This window comes from Corynebacterium sp. HMSC06D04 (assembly GCF_001807315.1).
Classification (GTDB): domain Bacteria; phylum Actinomycetota; class Actinomycetes; order Mycobacteriales; family Mycobacteriaceae; genus Corynebacterium; species Corynebacterium simulans.
The window spans coordinates 54384-80782 of record NZ_KV788534.1 but is presented as its reverse complement, the minus strand read 5'-3'; the positions used below and the strand labels follow the sequence as shown (position 1 = coordinate 80782).

Genomic DNA, 26399 nt, shown 5'->3' with positions numbered 1-26399 from the left:
TTGCCCATTCTGCTTCGAGCTAGGTGCGCAATTGAATCTCCACGCGACCAGCAGTTTTGCTGGTAGCCCAAACATGTACCGTGCGGTATCCTCGCTGGGGATTCGATAGGTAATTCTTGATGGTAACTTTGGCATTGACCTGCTGGCCTAAAGCCTCGATAAGGTGGGCAATGTCTAGAAGCGTTGAGTGTGTGGCGCCCGGGTCGAACCGAACACCGGCGAAGTCTTGCATCGCTGACAATCGGGCGCCTCTGTTAATTTTGTCTGCAATCGATGACCTAGTTTTGACTCGAGCGGATTGCACGACCTCGAAAGGTCTTAGCCCGCCGGAGTATATGGTTTGAACCGCAAGCAAGACCAGCTTCGATGTCTCGTCTTTTAACCATTCGTACCAAGAAATGATTTCTTCTTGGCAATCAGGCGGTGTACTACGTTTTCCTGCATAGAATTCCCCCAACTTATCTACTTGCGAGTTTGAGAAGGGATGCTTCTCGCAAAGGGATTTGGCGTCGATACCTATTTCGTTGCTAACTATTGGCCTTTCCCGAGCAGAACAAAAAATTTTAATTGCTCATAGCCCCTAATCTAGCGGGATTCTGTCGAGTACGGGGCTCTAGCTGTTGTCGTGAGTGAATCCCTGCTTGGCTATGGTCGAGCTTCTCTTTCTGAAGGCTGCGGCGAGGGCAGGGACGTTGGCATCGAGAAAGTCGTGGACGGTGGCGGAGATGTTCTCTTTATCATCGGTATCGCGAGTGACTCGGCCAACCTGCTGAATGACAACTCCGCGGAAGCTTACTGGGGCGGCCAGCACAAGAGCATCCAGTGCGGGAAGATCGATGCCTTCGCCAGCCACCTGGGACATGGCTAATAGGACGAAATGCGGTGTTGCGGCAATTTGTTCACGGACGGCTTGCCTCTCGCTTGCCTTTTGTCCGCCGTGTAGCTGAAGGACGGGGAAGGGGTCGTCGGTAAGCAGGGCGTTGAGGGCAGCGAGGTGTTCGCGTCGTTTCACAAGGACGAGGACCGTGTGCTCGTCTTGCACTGCTTGTGTGATGACATCGACGATGAGGCGGTTTCGGTCCTCATCCGCCGCCAGAGCGGTGTCGAGGTCGGGCCAGAACAGGTAAGGGGAGTCGTACGTGAACTCGGTGTTATGGACTACGTAATCGCGGCGTCCGGGGCGCTCGAGCTCGACGGTATGGCGGATAGGGCCGCAAATGAGTGGAAGCAGCTTATCGAGGCCGTCGGAGCGGTACGGTGTGGCGGTCATTCCGAGTATAAAGCGAACGTTGAGGTGTGCGAGGACGTTGGTTAAACCCGCAGCACCGACTCGGTGGCATTCGTCAACGATGATGTGACCATAGTTGGAGAGAAAATCTGTCTTGGAATCATTGCGGCTGATGGACTGAGCTGTAACAATGTCTACGACTCCGCTGAGCTTCTTCTTGGTGCCCGAGTATTGCCCAACCTGAACTTCCGGGAGGAACCGTTTGAGGGCTTGGCGCCATTGGGTAGCTAGCTCCCTCGATGGAACTATCACTGCGGTGGGGACCGAACGCTGGGCGATGATTGCACACGCCATGACGGTCTTTCCGGTGCCAGGAGGGGCAATGAGCATTCCAGACTTGTGCTTGAGTATCTGTTTGACGGCCGAATGCTGGTAGGAACGTAGTTCGCCGGCAAATGACGCATCGATGCGCCGGGGCTTAGGCGTATGGCCACGACGTGTGACGGTATATCCGGCAGTCTTCAAGATGTCGAGGACGTCATCGAGCGTGCCGCGGTCGAGTGTGAGGACTTGGTCCTTCTCATCAAAGCGCACGATGATCCGTGGAGTTCCGAAAGTGGAGAAACGCTGGGCCTGTTTTATATAGAACTGCGGGTTGGCAATAGCGCCTAGGTGCCGCAGGGCTGTACGAGTGGTGGCATCGACGCCTGATAAATCGACGTGGACATGTGAATCGTGCGTGACGTGGACTTTTCCCGAGGCCTTGAGCTTCTTTAGTTCTGCGCGGGTGGGTGCCTGGGGAAGGGATGTTTCGGGATCGGGCTGAAGCGCAGCGTAGATTTTCTTGAGCTCGGAAAGCGTTGACTTCTTCGTTCTTGCCAAAGCTTCGAATTGGTCTGGCAAAGGTTGAAAATTACTGTCGACGAATACTGTTGTGCCTTCGGAACGATGGTGGCCTGCTAATGGGAGGGCAATCAGATTGCCGAAACCACGGCCTTTCGTCGGCAGTGTGTCTTGAGATGGAAAGAACCGATCGAAACTGGAGAAGTAGGAATCCGGGCTAGCCTTGGCAAGAAGCCCGATGCCAACTGAACGAGCGAGGCTGGCGGGAATGGGCTCGTCGAAGAAGAGCCAAACGTGAGCTCCGTTCCCTGATCGTGAAACCTCGATAAGCGGATCGAGGCCGTGGTCCTTGCATTCCTCTGCGTAGGCGCGGGCGGCTTGCTTGAAGTCTTCATAGTCAAAATCGCAAACCAACAGCCGGCAACTGTCATCTGTACACAGCGGATAAAGGCCAACATGAAAGCGGTTGTCCCGACGCAAATGTCCTTCAATCACCTTTGGCGTCAGGGGCTTTAGGTCGGGATTTCTTCGGTCATAGTAGCCATTGCTAGCCGGGTACCAAGCCTTCTTTCCCGCAGTATTCTTGGCCACTGCGTAGACATCTGTCCTCCCCGTGAAGTAGTCCATGAAGAGGGCAATCTTCTCTTCCGGTGAGCGGTTTTCAGAGTGAACGTTCGCCGGCGTCGGTGTGATAACAGTACTGGGGTGCGAAGGAGCATGACCGAGGGCCTGCAGTAGTTGAGCTACCTGGGACTCCAATTCACTAACGCGAGTTTCAAGTGCTTGGAGGCGTTTCTGTTCAGTCATGGTGGGTGTTCCTTGTGCGTCGGAACTAGTTTATCGGACGGTGAGCGGCTAAGAGCCTTGTAGGCATGGCGATGTATTGCTTAGAATAATCGCACGACGAGCCGGCTACCGGAACGTTGTCGCCTGGAGCCGCGAAGGCTCCAGAGCTTTTTGGAGGGCCTCCTAGGCGCAGAGATGGAGTGCGTGCTTTAACAGTCAAGCCTTGATTCTGATAGGTGTGCGGGACAGGCGCAGCAAGTGGAGAGCGTTGAGGTGGCCTCTAGACATTCGCACACAATTCGGTTGTCCTTAAGAAGAGTCTCACTGAAAGGTGAAAGACGCTTCAGGTGTAGGTGTCATGCTGGGAAAGGAGGGATTAACTTGACAAAGTCGACCGTTTCAAAACCTAACCACATTAATACTTCTGTAACTCAGGCCCAAGATATGGATGAGGAAGACCGTCGCCGATACGTCGAGTACTTAGGGCGGGAGATTGCCAATTGGTCCGCGGAACTTAACCGCCGTCTAGCTTAACCGTTTATCCCGACGAGGAGGAAGGCTTAATCGTCGGGGAATTAGCTTGAGGGCCCTCCGCAAATCCGTAATTCCAATCAGTTTTAAGCAAACGTCAACCGGCCTATGATTGTTAAATAACGCCGTATGCCATCCGTGAGACTCCCGACGGGACATTGGAGTCTGATGAAACTCCAGTTCGCGTTGAGTATCGAAGGCGGCGCCGAGGAGATGGCGTTGTGCCTCTTGACTGGATTGGGCTAAATAAGGCATACTCTGAGACAGGAGCAGCCCTACATTATGTACAGCTGCTCGACCCTCACCGAGGCTACTGGCAGGTGAGGGTCATTTAATTTTTCCTGGAGCTTGCGAGGGCTTACGCCTCGGTACCACCATCAAAATTTGGCAATGCTCTCCCAGATACTTGTTGAACCACGCTGTGCTCTGACCGCCGTGAGTCAGCGTTCGGCGGTACATATAGGCCACAAGATCTGGTACCCAAAGGCACGTTTCGTCGGCTGGGCTAACCCATGCTGCGGGAATTCCCTGTGGAAGAACGTTTGATTTTCGTAAGCGCTTTAACGTGTTTCTATCTTTGTCGTTATCAGATTGGGAACGCCGTTCTTCGAAAATGATTCCGTTGAGCGAAGGGTCTTGCCCAGTGATAGTGGTGATCAGTTTTTCAAGGCAATCTTGGCGGGCGTGCTCAACATCCTGGTCGTACTGAAGGGGGCGAAGGCAAGCGACAGAATGGGAGTCACCAAACTCATAACAAAGCCTGAGCATTGCCTCGACCCTTTCTTGACCTTCTCTGGTCTGCATTGAATCAGTAGTATGCCAATAGGTGGATTGTGCAGCTTCTTTCAGACAAAACCGGGTGTCGGCAAGGTGTTTGAACTTAATGGCGGTTGCGACCAGCGAGTAAAAGGAATCGGAAAATTCCTCACCGGGGGCTACGTAGCTCTCGTCGATAAAAACAATCGTGTCTTCGGGAGAAGCTTGTTGGAAGATACGAGTTAGAGAAGGGTGGGGTCGGTGGGGCAAAAGCGATTCCTCCATTCACTTTAGATAACCTGTTCGGCATTGTGGTAAGTATACCTTTTGCGTGGGACACAACTTTGTTCATGCGAAGAGGGGAACCTACGATCTGTGCAGTTTGTAAGCTTTTGGTCGTATAGGTGTTCGTTTGAGCGCGTCTTCGACCTCTTCTATTGGGTAGAATTCTTGTTCAACCTGGGTACGCGCATGCGCAAATGGAATGCGTTCCTACTCAATCGCAGCTAGCCTTTGGTGAACAGCAAGCGGAGATGTGGACAATCTCGATCTTGGGATCGCGGTGGAGTGGTCGGCGGGGAGATGTCGCCAAGCGCCCGCGCCCTTTATGAGCTGTCCCTCACGAGCTCCTTGAGCGTATTGAGCGCCTGGCGGGAGGCGGTGCCGTAGCGCCCGCGCAGGAAGTGATGGGTGGCGTCGGGGTTGTCCAGTGATAAGTCTGTGCCGCTGAGGTTGTGCAGTTCAGATTCGCCGGAGGGCGTCTTCTCCACGGACCAGAAGCTTTCCGGGCGCAGGCCCAGCTCACCGGCGCGTTCGAGGGCGCTGAAGGCGTGGGAGGCGAAGATGAGCTGCGCGCCATTGACGTTGATACTGGGCTCGCGGAAGGCGTGGATGATGAAGTCGAGGAGCGCTGGGCGCAGGGCGGAATCCAGCTCATCGGCAACCAGGGTCCCGCCGCGGCGCAGGGTGTCCAGGACTAGGGGAGCGGTGGCCATCCAGTTCTGCGTGCCACCGGATTCATCGGTCAGCTTCAGCTCGTAAAAGGAATCATTGGCCTTGTGCTCCACGATGATGGCGTGCAGCAGGGATTCAATCTCCGCATCGGAGTAGGCGCTGAACTCGTCGGGGCGGCGGAGCCGTGCGTTGCTACGGCTGAGTGCATCGATGACCGGGCGCATCTGGCGGAAGACGTGCTCCGGGATGTGGTCCTGGTTGAGCCGCACGGAGTGGATACCGGCATCGGCCGCGCGCAGTAGGGCGGCAGCCTCATGCAGGTGTAGCTTGCCGGTGCGGATGAGGGTGGTGATGCGGGAGGCAGTGCTCATCGCAGTATGCCCGTGCGGCAGGTAGGCCACGTCGTGCACCAGGGCGCGGGCCAGCGGGGCGAGGACGGGGTGCCCGTCGCGCAGGCCGGCGGAAAGGATCAGCTCGGTGTCTGTTACGGGGCCGAGCTTGGCCACATCCCCCTTATCCATAAAGGAGCGCGTCCACTGCACCTCCTCACCGCGGGTGCGCACGAAGCAGGGGCTCCACTTGGTCGATGGCACGCGGCTGAGCCACTCGGCATGCACACCGGTGAAACTCCACTGGAAGCCGTAGAGGTAGCGCACGTCATCGAGTTCGAACTCCAGCTCAAAAGTGCTGGGCAAGCGCTGCGTGCGGGGGTTGAGGCGGTACGGGGCGTGGGGGAGTTGGTTGGGTGGGGCGTCGGCAAGCCAGGCGGTGGCAGAAGACTCGATAGCAAGCAGTGCGAAGGCTAGGGCGTTGAGGACGCTGCTCTTTCCGGAAGCGGTGGGGCCGATGAGAACGGTGATGGGGTCGCTGACCTGCTCCCAGCCTTCCTCCGGCGCGGTGGAGTGCTGCCAGTGGTGGTACAGCGAAAGTGTCTGCGTGGCGCGGATGCTGCGGAAGTTAGACACACTAAAGGAAAGGAGCCTCATGGTCGCAAGACTACAAGCCCACCATGTAAATCGGTCCTAGGTTTGGGTGCTGAGATTCGTTTTCTTCCCGTGCCTTAACCCGGTGGGCGCTGGTAGCGTTTTAGTACACACCGCAAAAGCAATCACAGGAGGCCACATCCTATGCACGGGGATACTACCGAGCTGCTCGTGTGTCTCGGGTTGGTGGTTGTCATGGTTCTCTACTGGACCTATTACATCCGGAGTGTGCGAAAACTCCCAGATCAGAAAGATGGTATGACACAGCCGATTCGGAAGGTGCCAAAAGTGATGGCGTGCTCTTTATTTATCCTTATGGCACGCTAATTATGGGCGCTGCCGGTGCCACGGGGTTGGTTGCAAATATGAACCTTCCCGAGCCTGTTGAAGCGGTGCTGTTTCTTCCATTTATTGCTGCTTTTGTCATTGGGGCGATTGGTTTTACAGGCGCTTGGGATTCCGCTTCCGTGGTCTTTTGTGCCGCGTTGGGTCGTGGACATCCGCAAAGCGAAACGCGCTCGGAGGCGCGAGCGCAGGCAAGCTAAGAAAATGAAAAAGCAAGAAAAGAAGGAATAGGCTTGGGCTCCGCTAACCCAGTGTCCGAAGGCTGTGCGCAGTGGTCCGCTGTGGAGTCTGGGGTTGGGGACGTTTCAGTTTTGTGGGTGAAAGTAGCGGTGATGCGCGCTAGGCTTTCTGGCATGAAGTATCGGAACGTTAACATCAGCTCCGTCGCGGCGCTTGTCATGAGCCTTTTAGGCGCGGCGTTCTTTGCTTTGGGGCGGGTCATTTTTGACGTTGGCGGATGGGCCGCATTCTTCTCCATTCCGGCTGGGGATTCATAGCCATTGCGCTTCTTGGACTGTGGTTTATCCCTGTACGCAGCGTGAAGGAGGACGCGGATGCTGGGACGTATAAGGCCTTCGGGTGGCGTGAATCTTGGGCCTTCATCGCGGTGACGGCGTTTCTCTTCCTGACCGGCTTCTTTATGGTCGATTCCGGTGATACGGATGAAAGCGTGAAATCCGCCTTCACTCAGATTGTGGGGCGGTGGGCTTTAGATCTTTCCGCGGTCTTGTTTTGGCTCTGCTGTCTTGGGATGATTGCGTCCTACATCGTGGGCGTAGTTGTGGCGGTGAAAAGGCGGAAGACCGTTGCTGAGGACTCGACGCAGAGATCGGGCCCGGAAAACCTCGGTGAGGATGGCGGCCAGGACGGGCCCTAAATTGCCATTTTCCGGGCCTGCCGATTAATGTTGCTGGGAGCGGATTCGCTGTTTGTATCGTGCGCTAGTTGAATACTGGTGCCCTTAGCAGGCAGGGATACGCGGGGCTATAGCTCAGTCGGTTAGAGCCGCGGACTCATAATCCGCTGGTCCCGGGTTCGAGCCCCGGTGGCCCCACTCTTTGGGATTCTCATCACAAAGTGCCAGCGTACAGGGTGAATCTTTGTAATCTGAAGAAGCCTTAATTCTTCTCTTTCGGAGGTTCTCCCGATGTCTCGCTCTCTTGGTTTGATGGTAACTACTCTGGGCGCTGCCGCACTACTTGTAGGCTGCGGTGGGGGAGGCTCCGATTCTCAACCTACGTCGGAGCCAGCCACGACGACATCGCAGACCACCACTTCCTCTTCTAGCTCGGCTACTTCCGCTACTTCTTCTGTCCAGCCTTCTGAAGTAACCCCGCCGCCGACGGAACCGGCGGTGCAGCCAGAGGTAAGTCCCGCGCAGGTAATGGAAGAAACCGTCCAGCAACAAGCCGGATTTTTGGCTCCACCAGCGGACGTTGATGCAAATGTCGATCCTGATGCAGGCGCCTACGTTGAACAGCCGGCTCCGGAAGCACCAGCTGTTGAGGAACAGCAGGCTCCAGCGCCGGCGCCAGCGGCTGCTTACTATCCGAACTGTGCAGCGGTTCGTGCTGCTGGTGCAGCCCCGATCTATGCGGGAGATCCTGGCTACAGCTCCGATCTCGATCGCGACGGTGACGGCGTAGCTTGTGAAAACTAGCTAAACGGCAACTGTTAAGGAGAAGGCATTTGCGCGGCGTCGCCAAGCATGTGCCCTTTCTTGTCGTGCCTGCCTAGTTGATAAATAGTGGCAGCAGGAACGCCATGCCGGTGCTCCAGACAAGGTGGAGCGTGGTGGTAGAAGAACAGGAAATTGGGCGCATCGTGTTCTTGGGTGGGCTGCGTCCTTCGGATGAAGAGCTCTCGGAGCGTCTGCAGGGCGCTATTGGTCCGGATTGGATTCGCCATGAGATTACGCCGATTTCGGTGCGCGATGTGGTCTTCTACCTGGCTAGCGCGGCGGAGCTACCAGCTGATGCGAATCGCACTTTCGATATTGGCGGCCCGGACACTCTGGAATATGCCTTCATGATGAAGGAGTACGCGAAGACGGAAGGCTTGTTGCCGCGCTTGGCGTTCTCCGCGCCGGTGACCACCCCGGAGTTGGCTGCTCGGTGGATTGCTTTGGTGACGCCGATTAAGACGGGCCTGGCGGAGCCGCTCATCGGCAGTCTGCTGCACAATACTGTGGCCAAGGAGCGCGACCTGGAAGAGATAGCCGCCACTACCGCAGCCTCAAACTCCCGAACTGGCAGCCGCCGGCCATCGCGTTCCCAATTGTCTGGACTGCGCTGTATGGGCCGGTGCGCTGACCGCAAGCTCTGCGGATTTAGTTCGTCGCGCCTGGAAGTCCGCACCTGAGCGCGGTGCGTTGCTAGCACCCTATGCGGCATGGACGGGCTTTGCCACCGTGCTCAGTGCGGAGATTGCGCGATTGAATCGCAGACACTAGCACTGCGACTGCGCTAGAGGATTGTGACCCGGCCATGCCAGAACGGCCCGCTATTTACGGTAAATGAGGCGCCGGAGTTGTGATCACCGTCTTTTTCGCAGCCAAGGGTGTCACCAGCGGAACCGATGCTGCAATCGACGTTGTAGGTCTGGCCAGTGGTTGGGCTGGTGACTGTCACGGTCGTTTTCGGGACGGAAGTGACTTGAGGTTTGTATGGACCATAGGTGTAGGTCGCTGCGGTTGCTGCCTTGTAGAGCTCCGCTACATAGGCACAGGAACTCATGCTGCCAGGGCGAACGGTGATGTCTGCGGGGAAGTCGTAGCAGTCGGTTGAAGCGATGGCATCGCCGTTGGGATAGGTGTTGCTGCCAGACTGGGTATCTGGATTTGCGGCAGCCCCGCTAGCGTCTTGGGCGTTGGTGCCCTCACTGCGATTGGCCAGAGTTGGCTGTGGACCTTGATGTCCCTTTGCAGCGTCTTCGCTGGAGGTTGAACGAGCATCGGATTGCGTAGCGCCGGCAGCTTGAGAAAAGGAGGTTTCCGGCAGTGTCTGGGCAGAATCCTCGCTGTTGTTGCTGCAGCCGGTCAGAAGAAGCGTTGCTGCAAAGGACAGGGAAAGTAGGCGAGAAGAGAGTTTGTGCATAGGAGTAATCTAAGCCGATTGCACAGCGCACTGCGGGAAAATGGGGAATCTTCCCCTACGTGCGTTCCTTGCCTAAATTTGGCTTCGCGGAGCGTGTCAAGTTTTTGTGTGGGGTTTGGTTTTCTTAGAGGTATTTATTGAAGCGGTCGGGGTAGGCCACAGCCATTTGGTTGATGGCTTGCTTCCAGCCGGAAACCTTTTCGCCCTCGACAAGTCGGCTCGCTGACGCTGCGGCCCGTTTCCTTTCTTGGCGCGTTGATCAGCGCGTTTGTCTTCAATAGTGCAGATCATCAACCACAGTGTCTTTAGCGCGGATTCGTCGTTGGTAAATTACACTCGATTGCGGGTGGCTTTACGCAGCTCATTGTTAAACGACTCGATAGAGTTCGTCGTGTAGATGACTTTCCTCGCTGCCGAAGGAAACTGTAAAAACTGCACGAACTGCTCCCACGCGTCCTGCCAGACTTTAACGGACCGGACGTATTTCTAACCCGGCTCAGAGCCTGCAAATTCCTCCAACGTCGCGGCAGCACTGGCCTCATCTGGGGCGGTGTAGATTTCTTCAACGCCGCTGACACTTTCTTCCGGTCCCCGTAGGCTACCCACCGGTTGGCGGCACGTATCAGGTGCACGACACAGGTTTGCACCATGAAACCAGGCGACCGCGTCAGGTAAGCCTTCAGCCCATCACAGCAGACAATTAAGACGTTCTTAACCCCACGGTTCGACAAGTTAGAGCTCACTTGTGCCCAAAACGACACTCCTTCTTCTTTAGCTATCCATAGTCCCAAGATGTGCTTGATTGCTTCGATATCAACGCCGATGGCCATGTAGGCAGACTTGTTGATCACCCAGTGAAGTGCCCCGAGTTTTGTTCCTAGGCATTTGCCTTGATTTCTATTATTTCCTGTGGCGGGATCTGCTTCCAAAAGGTCAAGTCCGCGTCCGTGGTTCGGGCGCTTGCCCGCATCAATATTTTTGTTTTCGTCCCACGCCGCACCCCTGCAGACGCTGGTAGCGTTTATACATACCGCAACCGACAGCCACGGGAGGCCTATTCTATGGACGGCGATGTTACTGTGCTGCTTGTATGCGCCGGGTTAGTGCTTGTCATGGTGCTCTACTGGACCTACTACATTAGGTGCGTGCGGAGGCAACCCAGATCGGAAAAGTGGTACGACGATGTCGACTTTGTAGGCGCAGAAAGTGATGGGGTCCTTTTCATTTATCCTTACTGCTCGCTCATTATGGGCGCTGGCGGCGCCATGGGGTTGGTCGCAAGTGCCAACCCTCCCGAGTTTGTCTACACGGTGCTGAAGGTTCCGCTCGTGGCAGCTTTCGTTGTCGGAGTCATTGGATTTACGGGCGCGGTCGGGGTTCCGCTTCCGTGGCCTTTTGTTCCTCGTTGGGTCGTCGATATCCGCAAAGCAAAGCGTGCCCGAAGGCGTGAGCGCAGACAAGCCAGAAAAAGGGAAAAGGAAGAATAGCTACTGCAGGAAGAGGCCATTTTGTGCAGCGTTCGCGGGGGTGGCAGCGTCACGCTGCTGCGAGCGTTGCATGAATCACCGCATTCACATGAGCAAATGGAATCCGCTCCTGCTCAATGCGCAGCCGGCCCGCAGTGAAGAGAAGGCGGTAGGCGCGCTGCTCTTCGGTGGTGAGGTGGGTAAGGGTGGCGGAGCCGTCGCCGGGGTCGGGGACAGCCAGGTGCTGGAATTCGGTGACGGTGGCTGTGTCCATGAGCAGTGACGTCGTGTGGGGGAAATGGGCGCGCACGGCGTTGAGGATGGCAAAGCCGGCGGCGTCGAGGTCGCCCCAGTAGGTGATGTCGATGAGGTTAAGCCAGTCCAGTGCGTGGAGTTGGTGGGCGGCGGTGCCGGCACCGAGGAGGGCGACGGTGGGAGGGGAGGTGTCCGGAAGCGTGGGCAAAGCCAGGAAGGTTTGTTTGTTCTCCACGATGAGGACGCGGGGAGGGGTATGCGGGAAAAGCGTGGCGGCGTGAGCTAGGGGGATTTCGATATCGCTGAGCGCTGGAGCGTGGTTGAGGTAGCGCAGGCGGATTCGGGCGTCGCTGCGGCGCAGGCCTAAGTCTGTGATGCCAAACGGCGCGAGGAGTGTGAGGAGTAGGCGGCGGTGGGTATCAATCCATTTGCCGTCCACACCTTTGACCGGCACGGCGCGCTCCCACTCGCCGGAGTCAGGGTTGGCGCGCAGCCAGGTCAGGCACGGTCCTAGGCATTTCAGATCATAGGCGCTTAAATCCTTCCATTGGGTATAGCTGCGGCGGACGGTGTGGGCGAAGTCGGGGGAATCGGGAAAGACGGCAGCGATGCTGTGCGCTCGTTCACGGGCGCGGGCGTACTCGAGGTTAAGGCCCGCGGCGGTGGCGATGCGTTCGGCACCGTTGATTGTGATGCGAGCCGGTATGTTGTTCGTGCCCAGGCCCGCGCGCGACCAATTGCGGGACTCGTAGATGACGTCCTCCTGGTGGGGCCAGCGCTGCCAGGCACGGATGAAGCCCTGCGTGGCGTCGATATCGCGGGCGGCAGCAGTGGCAGTGGGCGGGTGCAGGGGCCAGTCGACGCGCACAGAATCCGGGTCAGCCAGTGCTTCGGCAAAGTGATTGCGCAGGTATTTTGACGCGTGTGCTTGCAGGTCTTTAGGGCTGCGCATAGTCGGGGTCCTGGTAGGTGGAGGCGTCGATAAGCGAATAGCCCGTGCGCGCCCGCGGGCGGCCATTGATGATGGGCTCATCGTACTTGACCACAATCGTGCCATCCACGTAAGGAGACAGCGTCTGGATGAGCTTGAAAGGCGTGGCCAGAATCATGTGGAAACCAAAAGACGTAAAGACGGACATGGCAGTGCGGGTAAAGGTGGGATCGGCGCGGTCAAAGGCCTCATCCAGAATGATGGAACCATAGGTGGGCACGTCTTGGTCCGGCTCCGCCAGCCGGAAGCGCAGGGCCGCAGCCAGGCAGAAGAAGACGAGCTTTTGCGCTTGGCCGCCAGACAGCGAGGCGGAATCCTGATAGGTATTGGCTGTCGTTCCGTCGGGGTACAACTCACGGCCGATAAAGCTCACGTGCCGGCGGGTATCTAGCACCACGTTGCGCCAGCGGAGATCCTCTGGCTGGCTCGAGCCCAAACGGCTCAAGATCTTGTCCAACGCGTGGTAGCGCGCAAGGGCAGCCTCTGTATCATCGGAGCCGAATTCGCCCAAGCTGTGGGAGGTGGCGGCATCAAGATCCCGCTGGAAATCCTGGACCACCTGGCCGCGAGCATCCTTGACGTCGATGCGCAGGGTGCGCTCACCGTTGAAGGGAGAGCGCTCCAGGGACTTGTTGATGAATTCCATGCGCCTCTCAATATCACTGCGAGCACGGCGCAGGTCTGTGGTGAGGTGGGAGAGGTTTCGCACGGTGGAGCCGTTGAGAAGCTCGAGGAAGCGGGCGCGGAAATCCGCCAGGCGGTCGGCGCGTAGGAACTTGAGCTTCTCGATGCCCTCGCCAGCGAAGCTCGCCTGCGGCTCAAGGTCCGCGGCCTCCGCCGGCCACTGGGCCAGATATGTGTGGAGGACAGAGACAATTTTGGCGTTGGCGTCCTCGATGCGCCGCGTGGCGGTGCGGGCGGTGTTCTGAAGACTAGCCTGCACCTCATCGCGCCGGGCATCGATGTCATCAATGGTGAGCTTGCGCTTGCCCTTGTGCAGGGCATCTTCGACTGCTTTCGCGATGTCCTGGTCCTCGATGGCGGGCACAATACCGATGCTACGGCGGCGCTCGGTTGAGCGCTCAAGCTCGCCTTCGACGTTGCCCAGGTTCTTCTGGGCGGCGTTCAGCCTGGCGCGTGCGGCCTTGAGCTTGGCCTTGGCTTGCTCGTGGGCTGCGGCGAGGGCTTGGGCCTCCGGGGAGGAGGCCAGCGAGTCATACTGCTCCTGCAGATCCTGCCGGTGAGCCTCGGCGGAGGCGGTGTCGATATCCTGGAAGGAGGTTTCCAGCACCTGCTGGGCTTTATCGCGCTGGGAGCGCAGAACGTCCATCTTCCGGTTGAGGTTCTGGACCTGCTTGGCCGTGGCACGAGCAGTGGCCTTGGCCTGCGTGAGCTGGGCGCGTAAGAGCTCAATCTTGGCGGTGTTGGTGGAACCCACCCGGTACCAGGTAGTGCCGCTAAAACGCTTGCGGTCATCCTTGATGAAGCGGGTTGAGCCGTCTTTATCCTTGGGGCGGCTTTCCAGGCCATCGCGCGTTACCGCCGGGGTGGTGGTGACATGGTCCAGTTCCGCAACCGAGTCCACACACTCGTAGTTGAAGCGGCGCGAAATATGTTGGCGAATCCAGTGCGCCATGGCGTGGTCTTGGAATTCCAGTTTGTGGATAAGCTGCCGCGGGCTGCGCGCGGAGGCCTGCGGTGATGCAAACTCCGGAATGGTGCGGTACTCCAAACGGGTGCCCACGTTGCGCGAATTGACCCACTGGTTGATGGTGTCGCGGGCAGCTTCAGGAACGAGCAGGGTGGCGGCAAAGCCGTGGAGGAGCTTTTGAATCACCGGCTCCCATTCGGCCTGCTGCGGGCTGATATCGATGAGCTCGCCGGCGAAGGGAAGCTCGGATTCGGCATAGCCGGTATCGCGAGCCAGCTGCGCGCGCAGTTCAACTAGAGCCTTGTCGATGTTGGTGCGCCGCGAGCTAAATGAGCGCAGCTCGCTATCGAGCGCGGCACAGGCGGTGGCAGCGTCCCGGGCGGCCACGCCAGCTTCTTGTTGCTCGTTGATGAGGTTGGCGAAGTCAACCTTAAAATCTGCGATGCGCAGCTTCGCGGTGGCCTGCAGCTCGGCGAAGCCGTGTGGACTGAACTCGTAATCATCAGTCCACGCTCCAGCGGCCGCAGCCAACCGTTGGAATTCCTTCGTGCGGTGCTCAATTTCTTTGTCCGCAGTTTCTATCTTGGCGCTTAAGGCATCGAGCTCGCCAGCGCTGAGCTGGGTAACAGCCACCGCGGCCAGGCGCTCGGCATCATCCAGGTGTGCGACCTCAGCGTTGAGGGTCTCCGACTGCGACTGGGCCTCCGATAGCTGTGCTGTGAGCGCACGGATGCGGAAGTCTAGTTCCTCTGTCACCAGGCGGGCGCGTACGGCCGGCAGCGCCTCACTCATCGCCTCTGCTTTCTCCTTATCCGCTTCAGCACTAGACCGCTGAGAGTGAAGTTGGGGCAGCGGCCCGAGCGTATCAATCTGCGCCTTGACGTCCTCAACCCGCAGGTAGGCCTGGCGCAAATCCTCAAACTGTTCCACGGCCTCATCCGCTCTGGTGAAGGTATCCGGCACATCCAGCATGTAATCCCTAAAGAGCTGGTCCAGGCTGGACAGGGACTTCGCGGATTGAGTGCGGTGAAGAAGAAGCTGGCCCTCCACATTCTTAATCCCCAAGCGTTTGCGGAAGCGGTCCGCAAACGTGGCATAGGTCGGCGTAAAGAACGCGCCGGGGCCCTTATACAGGGCCCTGATCTTGCGGCTATCCAAGCTGCGGGTGAGCAAGGGGCTGAGCTTATCGATGTCCTCATCGCCCGGCACCAGCCCATACAACTTCTTGATCTGGCCTACGGAGTTCTCACCGCCGTTGAGGCGAAAAATGGCGATGAGGGTGTGCTGCTTGCCCTGGCCATTGTCGTAAGTCAACGCCACCACTGAGTTGGTCGCACTTTCACGCAGGTATTCCGGGGTAATCTCACCAGTCTGTGTATTCTCCTGCTGCCGCCACGCTCCGCGCACGTAGGAGACCAAGTTACGGCCGTTGTGCCGACCGAGGTCTTGCTGCGAGGCGGCGTTGAACTTCACGTGATTCTGGGGGACAAGGACGGCTGACATGGCATCCAGCAGTGTGGATTTACCTGATCCTGAGCCACCCGTAATGAGGAAACCTTTCCGCGCTACCGGGATGGAAAAATAGCCATGGAAGGTGCCCCAGTTAATCAGCTGGATGCGGCTGATGCGATACTGGCCTGGGTAAAGCTCCGTGTGCTTAGTCATCTGAGGTGTCCTCCTCGGTATCCTCGGCTCGCGCCAGGCGGGCGTATTCATCCCGGATGGCGGTGACCGTGGAGGCATCGAAAAGCTGGCGCAGCACCGGCGAGACCTCCAACCGGCCTTCTGTCTCCGTGGTGCTGAGCAGGGAATAGTCATTCTGGATGCGCTTAATAGCCGCGTTGAAGCGCTTGGTGAATCCGGCCTCGTCGCGGTTATCCACCGCGCGGACATAGCCGATGCTCTCCCGGAGATCTTCTACGTCCACGATGACGCGCTCGCCGGGCAGAGCCAGCCCCAGCTCCTGGCGCAGGTTCAACAAGATAGCGGTATCGATGTGCTTGAGCTTGTCCGTGCGCAGCACCTGCGGGATGCTCAGGCTGTCTTCTTCCACCATGCGGGTAAAGGCAAAGCCCTCGGTCTCATCGATGACGAGCTCCAAAAATACCTCGTGCAGCCTGGCACGCAGATTTTCTTCGTCAGAGATAATTGCTGACCACAGCACTGGTTCCTTCTGCACGCGGATAAGTGGTCCTTGGAGCAGCTGCACTAAGGCGCGGCGCGAGTGGTAAGTCAACGTTCCTTTGTCGTGCTCCCATAGCGGGGGCTCGTGCGTAGAATCCACGCGGGGGCTGTTGGCGGTGGTCACTGAAGCTCCTCAACGGTTGTGTGATCGAAATACATAGTGGGAATCTGTGCGGCACGTACAGCACCGTCTTCTTCAGTCCACGTGATTTTTTCTTGCGACTCCCGTACAGCAGGCAGCGGATGTTGATCAGCAATATGGACCAATCCCACCACGCTGGCTAGGCCTTGTGTTGGGGGATGAGCTTGCAATACCTGCGCAATGGTGCACGGGCCAGAGTCGCTCACTGTCTGCCGAATCGCCTCGTGCAACTCCTCAAAGTCGATCTCGGACTCGCGTACCAGCTCATAAAGGGCGTGTGCGTCGTCCTCGCCCGGTTGGTAGGACACGGGTGCTTCCTCCACGACCTCCCGTCCAGGGTTAGCCAGACGAATGCGGGAGACCGAGTGAATAGACATGCCGATGCGCTGTAGCGGCGTGTCCATCCGGTGGAAGGCCTTGAGTTCTGAGCCTTGCGCGGCATCAATAGCCATGCCGCGGGCTTCTCGCAGCAGCTCAATCATGCGCCGGTCCTCCGCGAACTGCTCCGAGGACACGTAGTGGCGCAGACTCCGTGCCAAGCCCGTCATGGTCTGGTTGACCTCAAAGCTGGTTTCTTCCATATCGCGAAAGAGACGACGCAGCTGCCGTCTTCTCTCCGGTGCCACATCTTGGCCCGCTTCACTATCGAGCACCTGTTCAATCCACTGGTCCAACCAGACGCTGCGTTCCCTATCCATAAGGAGGGAATAAAAGCCTTGGAAGCTGCGGCCCGCATCTGATTCTGCGATGTGGTCTACGCCGTTGAAGATCTCCTCCAACACATCACCGCGGTAGCCTTCCGGATCCAAAAGCTGCCGGCGCAGCTGGTGGTTGAGCGCTTCAAGATCGTGGCGAACTCTGGCGAAATCGCTCGGCACCGCCATAGCCATATTGAGTACATCCTGGACTCGTTCCTCAGTCTCGGCGGCGGTGAGCCTTTCAAACTGACCCAGCTGTGCTTTTTCAATCTCGCGGTCAATGCGCGCGCGTTCTGCCTCCAAACTGGCCACGCGGCTGGCGATGTCCTCATTGGTATCCCGCGCCAACCTCTGCAGAGCCGAGCTAATGGATTCAACACGCGAGGCCGTCACCGTGGTCACCGGTTGTTCCCAGCGCTCAATGGCTTCCAACGCGGATAGGGCTTCCTCGCTGGGCTCGAGTGTTTCACCACGCGAACTCCTTCCGGATTTACGCACTAGCCAACCGGCCTTGACCCAGTCATTGCAATAGTTTTGTGGGGTGCGCGGCATGGGAAACTCGCTGGCAATCACTTCGAAATCGGTGACCATGAGCTCATAGACTTCCGCCGCCGGACGCGCCCGGGTGCCGCGTGGAAAGTACTCCGCAATCAGCGCCAGAATCACCGGCGCATTATCCGCGGCGAGGAGCCGAATCGCGGCGGAATCATGCATCAAGCGCCGGAGTGACAAAGCGCGTGCTTCAACAGACATGACTCGATTCTGACAGGTGGGACGGACATATGCAGGGAAATATGGCTCAATAGTTCGAACAACACCCTGCCATGATAAGGGTCCACTTGTGAGTGAAAAGCGCGAGGCATTGAAAGTTCTCGCGCGTCAGTAGACCACCTTCTTAGTCCTGTGCAACACCAACGTTGACTTCGATGTTGCCGCGGGTGGCCTTGAAGTAAGGGCACATCTGGTGTGCGGCGTCGGCAAGCTCCTGTGCCTTGGCGTCCTCAACACCTGGGATGGTGACCTCGAGGTCGACGCCGAGGTAGAAGCCCTCGTCGTTCTTGCCCAAGTTAACGCGGGCACCGACGGTGGAATTCTCGGCATCTACGCCCTTGTCCTTGGCCACTGCCTTGAGCGCGGAGTGGTAGCAGGCGGCGTAACCGGCAGCGAAAAGCTGCTCGGGGTTGGCGCCCTCACCGCTGCCGCCCATTTCCTTTGGAGCGGTCATGGTGAAATCCAGATCGGAATCCTTAACTACAGCTCGGCCGTCGCGGCCTGCTCCGGTGGAGAGCGCTTCGGTGCTATAAACGGCGTCCATAATGACTCCTTTTCTATCGGGTCTTTGTACGTCCGCCGATTGTACGCAAGAACGCTAGTCTGAAAACCTGGGGCACTTCACGTAGTGGATGTTGAGTTTGCTGGGCACGGCAGTCAGGTCGAAAAACTTCCATAAGTGTGAGAGGTGTGCGCCGGAACCTGTCTAATCCTCGAAGAGGGGGTTCAATTCGACCTCGGGGTGGTGCGCTCGATGCGAATACGCCAGGGGATCTTACCGAGTGCTTCGTTGTAGGTGTCGACGACGCCGTCGCCGGCGCGTTCGGCGGTGCGTTTGATGGCGTCGCTCCAGCCGGTCGACTCTATGGACTCGCGGGTGTAGGCGTCGATTCCGGCGACGGTAGCAAACTCATTGAGCTGGTGGACGAGGCGGTTGCCCGCTTCGGCGGCCTTGGTATTGCCGCCGAGGCGGAGGACGAGTTGAAGATCCTTGAACGTGGCGGAGTCGTTGGCTTTGTCGGCGATGGCGTTAAGAGCGTTGATGATGCGTTCCTCACGCTTGGCCTTTGCTTCGGCGATGCCCTGGCGGTGTTGCTCGAGGTGGTCGGGTTCGCTGGCGGCGACGCGGTTGAGCTCGAGAATATTCAGCTGATTTTGGAGAACCATGACTCGGGCAAGCTGGAAAATCCAGTACGTGGCGTTTTCCTCGGCCTCAGTGAAAGCCTGGTAGGCCTTCTTGGGATTGGTGGCCTTCTTCGCAATTTCCTTGGCTACTTCGTCGAGTTCTCCAATGATCTGTCCCTGAAGCCGTTTGAGGTCGACATCGAGGTCATCGACCTTGCTCCACGTCACGGCGCCGACTTCGCCGGTCTTTTGGAGCAGACTGAACGCCTCTTCGATGGCCTCAGTGAAGCCGTTGATATCGCCGTTTACTTCGGTCTTGCGTTGCTGGATGAGCTTCTGGACGTTCTCGGAGACTTCTTCGAGGTAGTCGAGCACCTGGTCCATTTGTGCTTGTGCAGCGCTTTCTTCGAGGATGGCGGCGACCGCGAGAGGAGCCGCTGGTGTGGCGAGAAGTGCGGTGTTTTCGAACTTCAGGTGCTTGACGATGGACCCGGCATTTCCTTTGGCGCCGGGGAGGTCGCCGACGCGGAGGACACCCGCGCGGATCTTTTCGGCGGCTACCTTGTTCTCTTTGAGGAATTGCGCACTGTCCTTTGAGAGTTTGAGGTAGCGGCCGCTGTTTTCTTGGAATTGGCTCAGCGTGCGGGCGGACTTGCTCAGGTTATGCGCCACCTTCGGGGCGACGCGAGCGAGCTTCTCCTGAGGAGAAGACTCATCGAGTCGTGTCAGAGCGGATTCAGAGCCGAGGAACATGAGTGAGTCCCCGTGGAGGATGACCTGGAGTTCGGCGTCGCTCGCGCCAGGATTCTGGGGAAGTGCGGAACTTGGTGAATCAGACATGGGGTAAGGTTCCTCGGTGCGTGAGACTTTTTAAGGGGATGTATGTAGCTTACTGGAGCTGTGCGCCTGGATACTAAGTTGTCGAAAGTAAACTCGCGGGCCTTGTTCGCCGTTTCGGCGATGTCCGTGTGGAGCGCGGTCGGCACGATTCGTTGAGGGACACCCCGGTGAACGTGCAGCCAAGGTGGTGGAGGCGAAGCGCCGCGCTATCGGCGTCGGCAGTGCAGACTGCAGCCTGGATGGGATCGGGGGCTTGAGGGACCGGTTGGTGTGGCAGGATGAAGTAAGCGTGACGGTCGCACACATGGTGGGGCGCGTCGGGTCGAGCGGCGCGGGACGCCTAAGCCTTTCAGGGTGCGGCAGGCAGAAGACTCGGAGGCGAAGGCGGCGATTGCGCGGGCGGCATCGGAGTTAATTGGAGATGACGACGCGGTCATTTTTGACAACGGCACGACGGCGCAAGCCATTGCACAGCGGCTGGCTGGCCGGCCCATTACGGCGATATCGAGGATCTGCATCAGCTGGTCACGACCACGGACGCGCCAGCGGAGCTCCTCGCGCAGATTCGCGACCTTGGGGTGCAGGTCATTACTGTGCCCGCGGGTAAGTAAGGCTTAGTAGTAGGAGCCTTCCTCGTTCGTGACCTCGCGGTCGGCGCCGATCTTTTGCAGGTACATGCGGCGGTGTAAGCGGATGGCGGCGCGGGCGGCCATGGCGAGGCTGTCCAGGAGGAAGAAGACGGTTCCTACCTTGGTGAGGCTGAACAAGAAGAGGAGGGAACCTGCGATAAAGACCACGGAGATGGAGACATCGACGGCGATGGAGGCCGTCTCAAAGCGGTTGCGGATAACGAATTCGTTGTGGTGGGGTGTCGCGTCACTTTGCTTTACACTTTCCCATCTTACCGGTAGTGTCACTTACGACAGATAGTGTAGTGAGATTGCTACACACTATGTTGTGTTGAAGCAGAGGTTGACCATGCGTATTCTCCAGGACGAAAAGCTGACTCCTCAGCAGCTGGAGGAGTTTGATGCGCTTGCGAAAGCGAGCGAATCGCCGGTTGTACGTACTCTTATGCAGAACATCGCAGAGGTGCTTCGTAACGGTGGCAATTTGCTGAGTGCAGAGGAAGATGCTGCGTTGTCGCCGAATGAAGCAGCTAAGCAGCTCGGCATGAGCCGTACATTTCTCAATCGCCTCCTTGATCAGGGAAAAATCCCCTACTTTAAGGTGGGGACGCATCGACGCATCCGTGTAGTCGATCTCGCTCTATTCGAGCAGCAGCGCGATTCGGATCGTATTGAATTGGCACAGCGTCTGGCACGCCAGCAGCAAACCACGCGTGCAGTAGACGCGACGATTGCGGACTTGCTCTAGTTTTGGTTCTGCGGTACGAAAAGGGCTATGCATAGTAGGCGCGGGCGTCCCACGCTTCGAGTGCTTAAAGAGGACTTGAGGGACGGATGGCAAGAACCGTTCGTCATGCGTGCGGTGGGTGATGAGCGTTACGAAGATTTGTTGCCGTTAAGCGAGCTTGCACATCCTATCGTAAGGAAGACCGCTGATTCCTTCACCGACACCGCAGCCGCCGATAACTACGTGGGAGCTATTGGGAGTGCTGTCTCCATTCGTCTGCTAGAGATTAAGCAGTCCCAGTGGCGAGGCGGGGTGTGGACCGATCCTGAAACTGGAGTGCGCTGGCTGGTTGCTGCAGGACTTGCAAAAGGCGGTCTTGAGGACAATGACGATTTCTATAAATTTGTGGAGCGTGAGGAACACAACGGTACTATTACTCGGCTATTGCCGACAGAAGACGATAAACGCTTGCTGAAGTTGGAGACGGCGGCGCGTATTCGTACGGAGTGGGAACTCAATATCCAGCGTGAGGTGCTGGCTGCGTTGCAGGAGATTCGCGGCGGTGGGGCAGCGCGCTTTGACGTAAACCATCCGCTAGCACGATTGGGTAGGTTCGCTACCATCGAGTTATACGTGGAATTGGTGCGGGGCGAGGACCGCATTGCCACAGATGAAGTCATCGTTGAGTTCTTTCCGCAGCGTGGAGTCAACTTCAGCGAGGAGCTCTACTGGCAGCTCATCGTTCGTGTATTAGCTTCGGTCTACCCGCCCGCACAGGGCTGGGATCGTGCTGGGGACGAGTTTCACCAAATGGAAGAATCGGGGAGTCTCGACAAGCGCATTTCCGAGCTAGAAACGCATGATGTGAAGCGCACCCTCGCGGAGGTTGAGCTCGGAGCCGTCGCACACTTCACCCACCGTGAACATTTAGCAAGCAAGATCATAGATGGGACTGGTGTGCGTTCCTTGTGCGGAGTCTATTTTGTTCCCGCACAAGACGCAGACTCGTTGCCAACATGTCCGCAGTGCGACGTGCTGTATGCTGCATTGCCGAAGCTACCCTTGGGCGATTAGCGGCGAAAATGTCACTCTCCGTAGTGCATTCGGTGTCTCAGCTACTTGCGTTCCTGGGGGGAGGACCGTTCCTTCGTAGTGAACCGCATTGTGGATGAATTTGAAACTACCCCGCGGCGGCAGTGATTTACTGCGCCGCGGGGTGGCTATCTGAAGAAGAAGTACTTTCGTGCTTTGTCTGACTTTCTGCCGCTTTAGCGGTCGGCGGTCAGGGTGATGCCGTTGGTCTCGGCGGTCTGCTGCAGTGCAGTGAGAGCCTTGGCGTCCTTTTGCAGGTCGTAGGTCTCAGCGAAGCCAACATGGACGTGAGTTGAATCGTTGACGTCCAGCTCGAACAGCTTGTGGCCGGCTTCCTGCTCCAGCTGTGCGGCCTTGTGCTTCAAGGCGTTGATGCCGGTTGGCAGGTTCTCCTTGTTGGAGTCGGTGTTTTCACCGGCGTTGTCGCCAGCTTCGGCCTGCCCGTCGGTAGTGGCGGCCTGTGCCTGGGCGTCGGTGTTACCGCCGAGGAGCTCAGAGAAGTCCGGGCGGTTGCCGCCGAGCAGGGAGCTGCCTAGCTGCAGGAGGGCAGCAGGGTCGGCAGAGGACAGCTGGTTCAGCGGGGTGTCCGCGTCGATGCCTGCGGTGTTAGCAGTGCCAGTGGCATCGGAGTCTGCAGCCGGATTTGTTGCGGCGCCGTCGGCAGCCGGCGCGGTTGCGGTGGTGCCGGTGGTGGTGGCGGCAGCCGGGTTTGTTACGGCGCCGTCGGCAGCGGTGGTCTCAGCGGCGGTGGCGTTGGCGGCACCGGCGATTACGACTGCGGGAAGTGCGGCGGCAATGGTTGCGCGGCGCAGGGCGTTCATGGAACGCATAGGATAAATCCTTTCTATCGTTGCGGTCTTTCGGACCACGGGTGATGTTAGGAAGCGTTTCTGTGGCGAAGCTGGCTTCTAGCTGTCGGCTTATTGCAAAGCAGACTCGATTGCTTTCAGGGATTCCTTGATGTGCGGGATGGTGCCTGCCACATGCGAGCCGGCATCGTTCGGGATGAAGGTGACGTTGCCGCCGCGCTCAGACCACTCCTTGGCCAGCTGCTCAGCAGTGGAGAAAGGAATCACATCGTCGCCGCGGCCGTGGGTGATGACCACCGGGATGGATGGGGCGTCGTAGCCAATGTGCTGGTCGGCCAGGATCTTGTCGTAAGGTGCCTCAGCGATGAACTCGTCGACGTTCTTGCCGTCGATGCTGACGTCTTCAATCTTCTTGCCCGCGAAGCTGGTCAGACCCAGGGTGCAGGAGTTGGTGGCGTTCTGCAGGACGGTCTTGCCCTCCTCATTGAGGTGGGAGTACAGGTCCACGTCGTAGGAGTTGCTCAGCCCCAGTAGAGCGAAGGACTCGAAGAGGAAGTAAAGCGTGCCGTCGAGAGCCGGCGGCAGCAAGGTCAGATCCGCAGGAGCGGCGCCGACGGTGGCGAGCTTGACGTTGAGCTCCGGGGCGTAGTCGTTGTAAAGCTCAGCGGCAGCAGCGGCGGCGCCACCACCCTGCGAGTAACCGTTGATGATGACCGGGTTATCGGCGTTGATATCCCAGCCTTCTAGCTGGCGGGCAGCGCGGGCGCTATCGAGCACGGCGTGTGCCTGCGAGACACGGTCCATGTAGGTATGCATGCCCGGGGTGCCCAGACCCTCGTAATCGGTGACCACGACTGCGTAGCCCTTCTTCAGGTACTGCTCAAAGAAGAACTGCTCGTAGTCACCCACGCCGTCGGCAATCTTGCGCGAAGGTGCGCAGCGGTCGGCCACACCCTGGGTGCCCGGTGCGAAGGCGATGAGCGGGCGCGGACCGTTGCCGGTCCACTCCGCCTTCGGCTCAATCACGATGCCGCTGACCGGAATCTTCTCACCCTTGCGGTTGGTGGAGGAGTATAGGATGCGCTGTGCCTTGTACGGGCCCACGTTGGTAATGCCCAGCGTGTTGGCGGGATTGCGCACGGCATCGGAGCGGAAGAGCTGGCCTGGCTCAGAGCCTTCGAGCTCGACTGGGTCGTGGTAGAAGGCCTTGTACTCGTCGCCGACCTTGTTATCGGAGGGGGCTGCGGCGTCGGTGCTTGGCGCGGCGTCGTCAAGCTCCTTGGCGTCGGTTGCGATGTCGGAGGCCTCAGCCGGGCTCTCGTCAGCGACTGGATCTTCGAGGGCCTTTTCAATGAGGGCGCTTTCAGGCAGCTCGGTGTTCGGAGCATCGGCAGCGACGGCGGCGGGGCAGATGCTGAAGGTCAGGCAAGCAGAAGCAAGCAGTGGCAGGTAGGTGCGCAGTGATTTTTGCACGGTAACGTCCTTTCTAGAGATCGGAGGAGTCTTAGTGTTTGTCTGGCTACGCCGTTAGGGGGCGGGGAGAGCGCTGCGCGGTGGAGCTGACACCGATTATTATTGGTTTAATTTTGCTAACTAACAATGGGGAAATGAATTTAATCCGTTTGTACAGGCCCGTATAGGGGTGTACGCCGTTAGCATTACGTTTCTGAGCGGGCGTGCTTGAATGGAATCATGATTGACGCGCGCGATAGGCAGGCCCTGGATGTGGCCAAGCTGTACTACAACTCGCACCTATCCCAAGCGGAGGTAGCGCAGTGTCTGGGTATTTCGCGCCCCACGGTCTCCAAGCTTTTGCAGCACGCGCATGACCAAGGCTTCGTGGTCATCAGCATTAACGATCCGCGCGAGCGCTCCGATGAGCTGGTGCGTGAGCTAAAGGAGCGCTTCGCTCTTGCCGACGCCCGCGTGGTCACCACCCCACGCGGCGGCAACCTCATGCAGGACTTGGGCGCGGCCGGCGCCGCGCTGCTAGAAGAGCTCGTCCACGACGGCTCCAGCGTCGGCGTGTCCTGGGGCCAGACCATGTCCGCCGTGGCGGAGCACCTGCGCCAGCTGCCTCTCGAAGGGGTAAAGGTGGTGCAGCTAAAGGGCGGGCACTCGCACACGCAGCGCTCCACCAAGGACTTTGCCACCCTCCAGGGCTTTGCCCGCGCGTTTAATGCGGAGACCTTTATGCTGCCGCTGCCTGTCATTTTCGATTCGGCCGAGACGAAGCAATGGGTGGAAAAAGATCGCCACATTGCCCACATCGTGGAGATGGGCTCTCATGTCGACGTCGCGGTGTTCACGGTGGGCGCGGCCGCGCGCGAGTCTTTGGCGCTGAACCTGGGCTATCTCAGCGAAGAAGAAACGCAGCTTATCTTGGAGCGCGCGGTGGGGGATGTCTGCTCCCGCTTCTTTGACACTGAAGGCCGCGTGGCCGTGCCCGAGGTGGACGCGCGAACGGTGAGCATTACTTTCGACGCCCTGGCGGCGCGGCCGGCACGCGTCCTCGTTGCCGGCGGGCCGGAAAAGGCCGGCGCCATCCGGGTAGTACTCGAGCAAGGATTGGCCACGCATTTGGTCATCGATCACAACACGGCGCAGCGCGTTCTGACAGGGGAGTGAGCCGTATCATAAAGGTGAACAAATGTAAATAGCATCATTGACATTTGTGCTGGCTGGAGTAGGGTAATGCCTGAAAGTCATTATCCTTCCGATAGGAGTTCACCGTGTCTGAAGCCGCACACGCAAACGAATTTTCCACCGAAATCGCCACCCCGCACATCAACCCCAAGGGCGCGGAAATCGCAGAGACCATCCTGCTGCCAGGTGACCCACTGCGTGCAAAGTTCATCGCCGATACCTTCCTAGAGGACGTCGTCCAGTTCAACGAAGTCCGCAACATTCTCGGATTCACCGGCACCTACCAGGGCCACCGCGTCTCCGTCATGGGCACCGGCATGGGCATGCCTTCCATCGGCATCTACTCCTGGGAGCTCATCCACAACTACGGCGTGAAGAACCTCATCCGCGTCGGCTCCATCGGCGCGCTGCAGGAGGACATCGACCTGCACGACGTCATCGTCGCCTCCGCCGCTTCCACCGACTCCAACTTCCTGAGCCAGTACAACCTGCCGGGCCAGTACTCTCCGACGGCTTCGTGGAAGCTGCTCAAGGGCCTTGTCGATGAGGCAGAAAAGCAGGATGCCCACATCCACGTCGGCAATGTCTTGAGCTCCGATGTCTTCTACAACTTCGACCAGACCGTCAATGACCGTTGGGCACACATGGGCGTGCTCGGCGTCGAGATGGAATCCGCTGCGCTTTATGCCACCGCTGCCGAGGCAGGCGTGAACGCCCTCGGCCTGTTCACCGTCTCTGACAACATTGCTGCCGATACCCACCTTTCGGCTGAGGAGCGCCAGACCGCATTCCACACCATGATGAAGCTCGCGCTGCCACTGGCAGGCCTGGACTAGGAAGGATGGCTTAAAA

26 protein-coding genes, 1 tRNA gene and 2 pseudogenes are annotated in these 26399 nt (G+C 58.4%); 14 read left to right on the top strand and 15 right to left on the bottom strand.

The annotated features are described in order from the left end of the window. Nucleotides 1–19: 19 nt before the first annotated feature. Both HMPREF3155_RS13455 and HMPREF3155_RS04335 read right to left on the bottom strand, forming a co-directional pair. The gene (locus HMPREF3155_RS13455; RefSeq protein ID WP_371441323.1) at nt 20–304 is read right to left on the bottom strand and encodes a nucleotidyltransferase family protein; all 285 of its coding nucleotides are present in this window, start codon (nt 302–304) and stop codon (nt 20–22) included. 309 nt (nt 305–613) lie between these two features. Next, nucleotides 614–2878 (bottom strand): DEAD/DEAH box helicase, encoded by a 2265-nt coding sequence (locus tag HMPREF3155_RS04335; protein WP_070432669.1) that lies wholly within the window; start codon nt 2876–2878, stop codon nt 614–616. Between the two features lie 360 nt (nt 2879–3238). On the opposite strand from HMPREF3155_RS04335, the gene HMPREF3155_RS13015 reads away from it, so the two are divergent. Beyond that, a complete protein-coding gene (locus tag HMPREF3155_RS13015; RefSeq protein WP_168162304.1) occupies nt 3239–3391 on the top strand; it encodes a hypothetical protein in 153 nt (50 codons plus the stop codon). A gap of 324 nt (nt 3392–3715) precedes the next feature. Here HMPREF3155_RS13015 and HMPREF3155_RS04330 read toward each other — a convergent pair whose 3' ends face one another. After that, on the bottom strand, nt 3716–4429 hold the full coding sequence (locus HMPREF3155_RS04330; protein ID WP_070432668.1) for a hypothetical protein: 714 nt from the start codon (nt 4427–4429) through the stop codon (nt 3716–3718). A 320-nt stretch (nt 4430–4749) separates the two neighbouring features. Then, complete coding sequence (locus HMPREF3155_RS04325; RefSeq protein WP_070432667.1) at nt 4750–6084, bottom strand: AAA family ATPase; 1335 nt, start codon at nt 6082–6084, stop codon at nt 4750–4752. 293 nt (nt 6085–6377) lie between these two features. Between HMPREF3155_RS04325 and HMPREF3155_RS13265 the strand changes: the two genes are divergently transcribed. From HMPREF3155_RS13265 to HMPREF3155_RS13445, 7 genes and pseudogenes are all read left to right on the top strand, one after another. Beyond that, the gene (locus tag HMPREF3155_RS13265; protein WP_246815618.1) at nt 6378–6626 is read left to right on the top strand and encodes a hypothetical protein; all 249 of its coding nucleotides are present in this window, start codon (nt 6378–6380) and stop codon (nt 6624–6626) included. Between the two features lie 153 nt (nt 6627–6779). After that, nucleotides 6780–6923, top strand: coding sequence for a hypothetical protein (locus tag HMPREF3155_RS13010; protein ID WP_160330561.1), 144 nt, complete (start codon nt 6780–6782; stop codon nt 6921–6923). Next, the gene (locus HMPREF3155_RS04310; RefSeq protein ID WP_061923868.1) at nt 6884–7303 is read left to right on the top strand and encodes a hypothetical protein; all 420 of its coding nucleotides are present in this window, start codon (nt 6884–6886) and stop codon (nt 7301–7303) included. Before HMPREF3155_RS13010 ends, HMPREF3155_RS04310 begins: the two co-directional genes overlap by 40 nt. A 103-nt stretch (nt 7304–7406) precedes the next feature. Further along, a tRNA-Ile gene (locus HMPREF3155_RS04305) sits at nt 7407–7480 on the top strand. Between the two features lie 93 nt (nt 7481–7573). Then, complete coding sequence (locus tag HMPREF3155_RS13260) at nt 7574–8086, top strand: excalibur calcium-binding domain-containing protein (RefSeq protein WP_246817672.1); 513 nt, start codon at nt 7574–7576, stop codon at nt 8084–8086. Nucleotides 8087–8678: 592 nt separating this feature from the next. Then, a pseudogene (locus HMPREF3155_RS13450) lies at nt 8679–8738 on the top strand (tryptophan-rich sensory protein); the annotation flags it as partial. Continuing rightward, a complete protein-coding gene (locus HMPREF3155_RS13445; protein ID WP_083281246.1) occupies nt 8735–8878 on the top strand; it encodes a tryptophan-rich sensory protein in 144 nt (47 codons plus the stop codon). The pseudogene HMPREF3155_RS13450 and the gene HMPREF3155_RS13445, both read left to right, overlap by 4 nt. Before the next feature lie 13 nt (nt 8879–8891). On the opposite strand, the gene HMPREF3155_RS04290 is transcribed toward HMPREF3155_RS13445, so the two are convergent. Both HMPREF3155_RS04290 and HMPREF3155_RS12830 read right to left on the bottom strand, forming a co-directional pair. Then, a complete protein-coding gene (locus tag HMPREF3155_RS04290; protein WP_070432662.1) occupies nt 8892–9521 on the bottom strand; it encodes a hypothetical protein in 630 nt (209 codons plus the stop codon). Between the two features lie 124 nt (nt 9522–9645). Then, nucleotides 9646–10372: pseudogene (locus HMPREF3155_RS12830) on the bottom strand (IS256 family transposase); the annotation flags it as partial. Between the two features lie 39 nt (nt 10373–10411). Here HMPREF3155_RS12830 and HMPREF3155_RS04285 point away from each other — a divergent pair. Further along, nucleotides 10412–11008 carry a hypothetical protein gene (locus tag HMPREF3155_RS04285; protein WP_239240877.1) on the top strand — a complete coding sequence of 199 codons (597 nt, stop codon included), beginning with the start codon at nt 10412–10414 and terminating at the stop codon, nt 11006–11008. A 49-nt stretch (nt 11009–11057) separates the two neighbouring features. On the opposite strand, the gene HMPREF3155_RS04280 is transcribed toward HMPREF3155_RS04285, so the two are convergent. From HMPREF3155_RS04280 to HMPREF3155_RS04255, 6 genes are all read right to left on the bottom strand, one after another. Further along, nucleotides 11058–12194, bottom strand: a complete 1137-nt coding sequence (locus HMPREF3155_RS04280) for a DUF3322 domain-containing protein (RefSeq protein WP_070432661.1) — start codon at nt 12192–12194, stop codon at nt 11058–11060. Further along, nucleotides 12181–15549, bottom strand: coding sequence for an ATP-binding protein (locus HMPREF3155_RS04275; RefSeq protein ID WP_070432660.1), 3369 nt, complete (start codon nt 15547–15549; stop codon nt 12181–12183). Before HMPREF3155_RS04275 ends, HMPREF3155_RS04280 begins: the two co-directional genes overlap by 14 nt. Beyond that, entirely contained in the window at nt 15542–16192 is a 651-nt protein-coding gene (locus HMPREF3155_RS04270; RefSeq protein ID WP_062038040.1) for a DUF4194 domain-containing protein, read from the bottom strand. Before HMPREF3155_RS04270 ends, HMPREF3155_RS04275 begins: the two co-directional genes overlap by 8 nt. After that, on the bottom strand, nt 16189–17661 hold the full coding sequence (locus HMPREF3155_RS04265) for a DUF3375 domain-containing protein (RefSeq protein ID WP_070432659.1): 1473 nt from the start codon (nt 17659–17661) through the stop codon (nt 16189–16191). Before HMPREF3155_RS04265 ends, HMPREF3155_RS04270 begins: the two co-directional genes overlap by 4 nt. A gap of 142 nt (nt 17662–17803) precedes the next feature. Then, on the bottom strand, nt 17804–18223 hold the full coding sequence (locus HMPREF3155_RS04260; RefSeq protein WP_070432658.1) for an organic hydroperoxide resistance protein: 420 nt from the start codon (nt 18221–18223) through the stop codon (nt 17804–17806). A gap of 182 nt (nt 18224–18405) precedes the next feature. Then, nucleotides 18406–19644 (bottom strand): hypothetical protein, encoded by a 1239-nt coding sequence (locus tag HMPREF3155_RS04255; protein WP_062038049.1) that lies wholly within the window; start codon nt 19642–19644, stop codon nt 18406–18408. A 354-nt stretch (nt 19645–19998) separates the two neighbouring features. Between HMPREF3155_RS04255 and HMPREF3155_RS12570 the strand changes: the two genes are divergently transcribed. After that, nucleotides 19999–20262: a sugar phosphate isomerase family gene (locus HMPREF3155_RS12570; protein ID WP_235591259.1), complete on the top strand. Its 264-nt coding sequence runs from the start codon at nt 19999–20001 to the stop codon at nt 20260–20262. On the opposite strand, the gene HMPREF3155_RS04250 is transcribed toward HMPREF3155_RS12570, so the two are convergent. Further along, nucleotides 20259–20561, bottom strand: a complete 303-nt coding sequence (locus HMPREF3155_RS04250; RefSeq protein WP_062038052.1) for a YrhK family protein — start codon at nt 20559–20561, stop codon at nt 20259–20261. The genes HMPREF3155_RS12570 and HMPREF3155_RS04250 overlap by 4 nt on opposite strands. A 61-nt stretch (nt 20562–20622) precedes the next feature. Between HMPREF3155_RS04250 and HMPREF3155_RS04245 the strand changes: the two genes are divergently transcribed. Together HMPREF3155_RS04245 and HMPREF3155_RS04240 are read left to right on the top strand one after the other, a co-directional pair. Next, nucleotides 20623–21021: a helix-turn-helix domain-containing protein gene (locus tag HMPREF3155_RS04245; protein WP_062038055.1), complete on the top strand. Its 399-nt coding sequence runs from the start codon at nt 20623–20625 to the stop codon at nt 21019–21021. A 27-nt stretch (nt 21022–21048) separates the two neighbouring features. Next, nucleotides 21049–22074 carry a DUF3039 domain-containing protein gene (locus HMPREF3155_RS04240; RefSeq protein ID WP_083281245.1) on the top strand — a complete coding sequence of 342 codons (1026 nt, stop codon included), beginning with the start codon at nt 21049–21051 and terminating at the stop codon, nt 22072–22074. A gap of 194 nt (nt 22075–22268) precedes the next feature. Here HMPREF3155_RS04240 and HMPREF3155_RS04235 read toward each other — a convergent pair whose 3' ends face one another. Further along, nucleotides 22269–22922 (bottom strand): hypothetical protein, encoded by a 654-nt coding sequence (locus HMPREF3155_RS04235; protein ID WP_062038061.1) that lies wholly within the window; start codon nt 22920–22922, stop codon nt 22269–22271. Nucleotides 22923–23012: 90 nt separating this feature from the next. Then, the gene (locus tag HMPREF3155_RS04230) at nt 23013–24374 is read right to left on the bottom strand and encodes a lipase family protein (RefSeq protein WP_070432656.1); all 1362 of its coding nucleotides are present in this window, start codon (nt 24372–24374) and stop codon (nt 23013–23015) included. Nucleotides 24375–24593: 219 nt separating this feature from the next. Here HMPREF3155_RS04230 and HMPREF3155_RS04225 point away from each other — a divergent pair, with 219 nt between their 5' ends. Beyond that, the gene (locus HMPREF3155_RS04225; protein WP_070432655.1) at nt 24594–25529 is read left to right on the top strand and encodes a sugar-binding transcriptional regulator; all 936 of its coding nucleotides are present in this window, start codon (nt 24594–24596) and stop codon (nt 25527–25529) included. Nucleotides 25530–25633: 104 nt separating this feature from the next. Then, nucleotides 25634–26383 carry a purine-nucleoside phosphorylase gene (deoD, locus tag HMPREF3155_RS04220; RefSeq protein WP_062038070.1) on the top strand — a complete coding sequence of 250 codons (750 nt, stop codon included), beginning with the start codon at nt 25634–25636 and terminating at the stop codon, nt 26381–26383. Nucleotides 26384–26399 lie beyond the last annotated feature (16 nt).

What these genes read in the sequence shown, in the direction of transcription:
- HMPREF3155_RS04240 (WP_083281245.1), top strand. Translation starts at nt 21,049, where the DNA reads ATGCATAGTAGGCGCGGGCGTCCCACGCTTCGAGTGCTTAAAGAGGAC.
- HMPREF3155_RS04325 (WP_070432667.1), bottom strand. Translation starts at nt 6,084, where the DNA reads ATGAGGCTCCTTTCCTTTAGTGTGTCTAACTTCCGCAGCATCCGCGCC.
- HMPREF3155_RS04310 (WP_061923868.1), top strand. Translation starts at nt 6,884, where the DNA reads ATGGGCCGCATTCTTCTCCATTCCGGCTGGGGATTCATAGCCATTGCG.
- HMPREF3155_RS04260 (WP_070432658.1), bottom strand. Translation starts at nt 18,223, where the DNA reads ATGGACGCCGTTTATAGCACCGAAGCGCTCTCCACCGGAGCAGGCCGC.
- HMPREF3155_RS04335 (WP_070432669.1), bottom strand. Translation starts at nt 2,878, where the DNA reads ATGACTGAACAGAAACGCCTCCAAGCACTTGAAACTCGCGTTAGTGAA.
- HMPREF3155_RS04280 (WP_070432661.1), bottom strand. Translation starts at nt 12,194, where the DNA reads ATGCGCAGCCCTAAAGACCTGCAAGCACACGCGTCAAAATACCTGCGC.
- HMPREF3155_RS04245 (WP_062038055.1), top strand. Translation starts at nt 20,623, where the DNA reads ATGCGTATTCTCCAGGACGAAAAGCTGACTCCTCAGCAGCTGGAGGAG.
- HMPREF3155_RS04265 (WP_070432659.1), bottom strand. Translation starts at nt 17,661, where the DNA reads ATGTCTGTTGAAGCACGCGCTTTGTCACTCCGGCGCTTGATGCATGAT.
- HMPREF3155_RS04290 (WP_070432662.1), bottom strand. Translation starts at nt 9,521, where the DNA reads ATGCACAAACTCTCTTCTCGCCTACTTTCCCTGTCCTTTGCAGCAACG.
- HMPREF3155_RS13260 (WP_246817672.1), top strand. Translation starts at nt 7,574, where the DNA reads ATGTCTCGCTCTCTTGGTTTGATGGTAACTACTCTGGGCGCTGCCGCA.
- HMPREF3155_RS04235 (WP_062038061.1), bottom strand. Translation starts at nt 22,922, where the DNA reads ATGCGTTCCATGAACGCCCTGCGCCGCGCAACCATTGCCGCCGCACTT.
- HMPREF3155_RS04330 (WP_070432668.1), bottom strand. Translation starts at nt 4,429, where the DNA reads ATGGAGGAATCGCTTTTGCCCCACCGACCCCACCCTTCTCTAACTCGT.
- HMPREF3155_RS04255 (WP_062038049.1), bottom strand. Translation starts at nt 19,644, where the DNA reads ATGTCTGATTCACCAAGTTCCGCACTTCCCCAGAATCCTGGCGCGAGC.
- HMPREF3155_RS04275 (WP_070432660.1), bottom strand. Translation starts at nt 15,549, where the DNA reads ATGACTAAGCACACGGAGCTTTACCCAGGCCAGTATCGCATCAGCCGC.
- HMPREF3155_RS04225 (WP_070432655.1), top strand. Translation starts at nt 24,594, where the DNA reads ATGATTGACGCGCGCGATAGGCAGGCCCTGGATGTGGCCAAGCTGTAC.
- HMPREF3155_RS13010 (WP_160330561.1), top strand. Translation starts at nt 6,780, where the DNA reads ATGAAGTATCGGAACGTTAACATCAGCTCCGTCGCGGCGCTTGTCATG.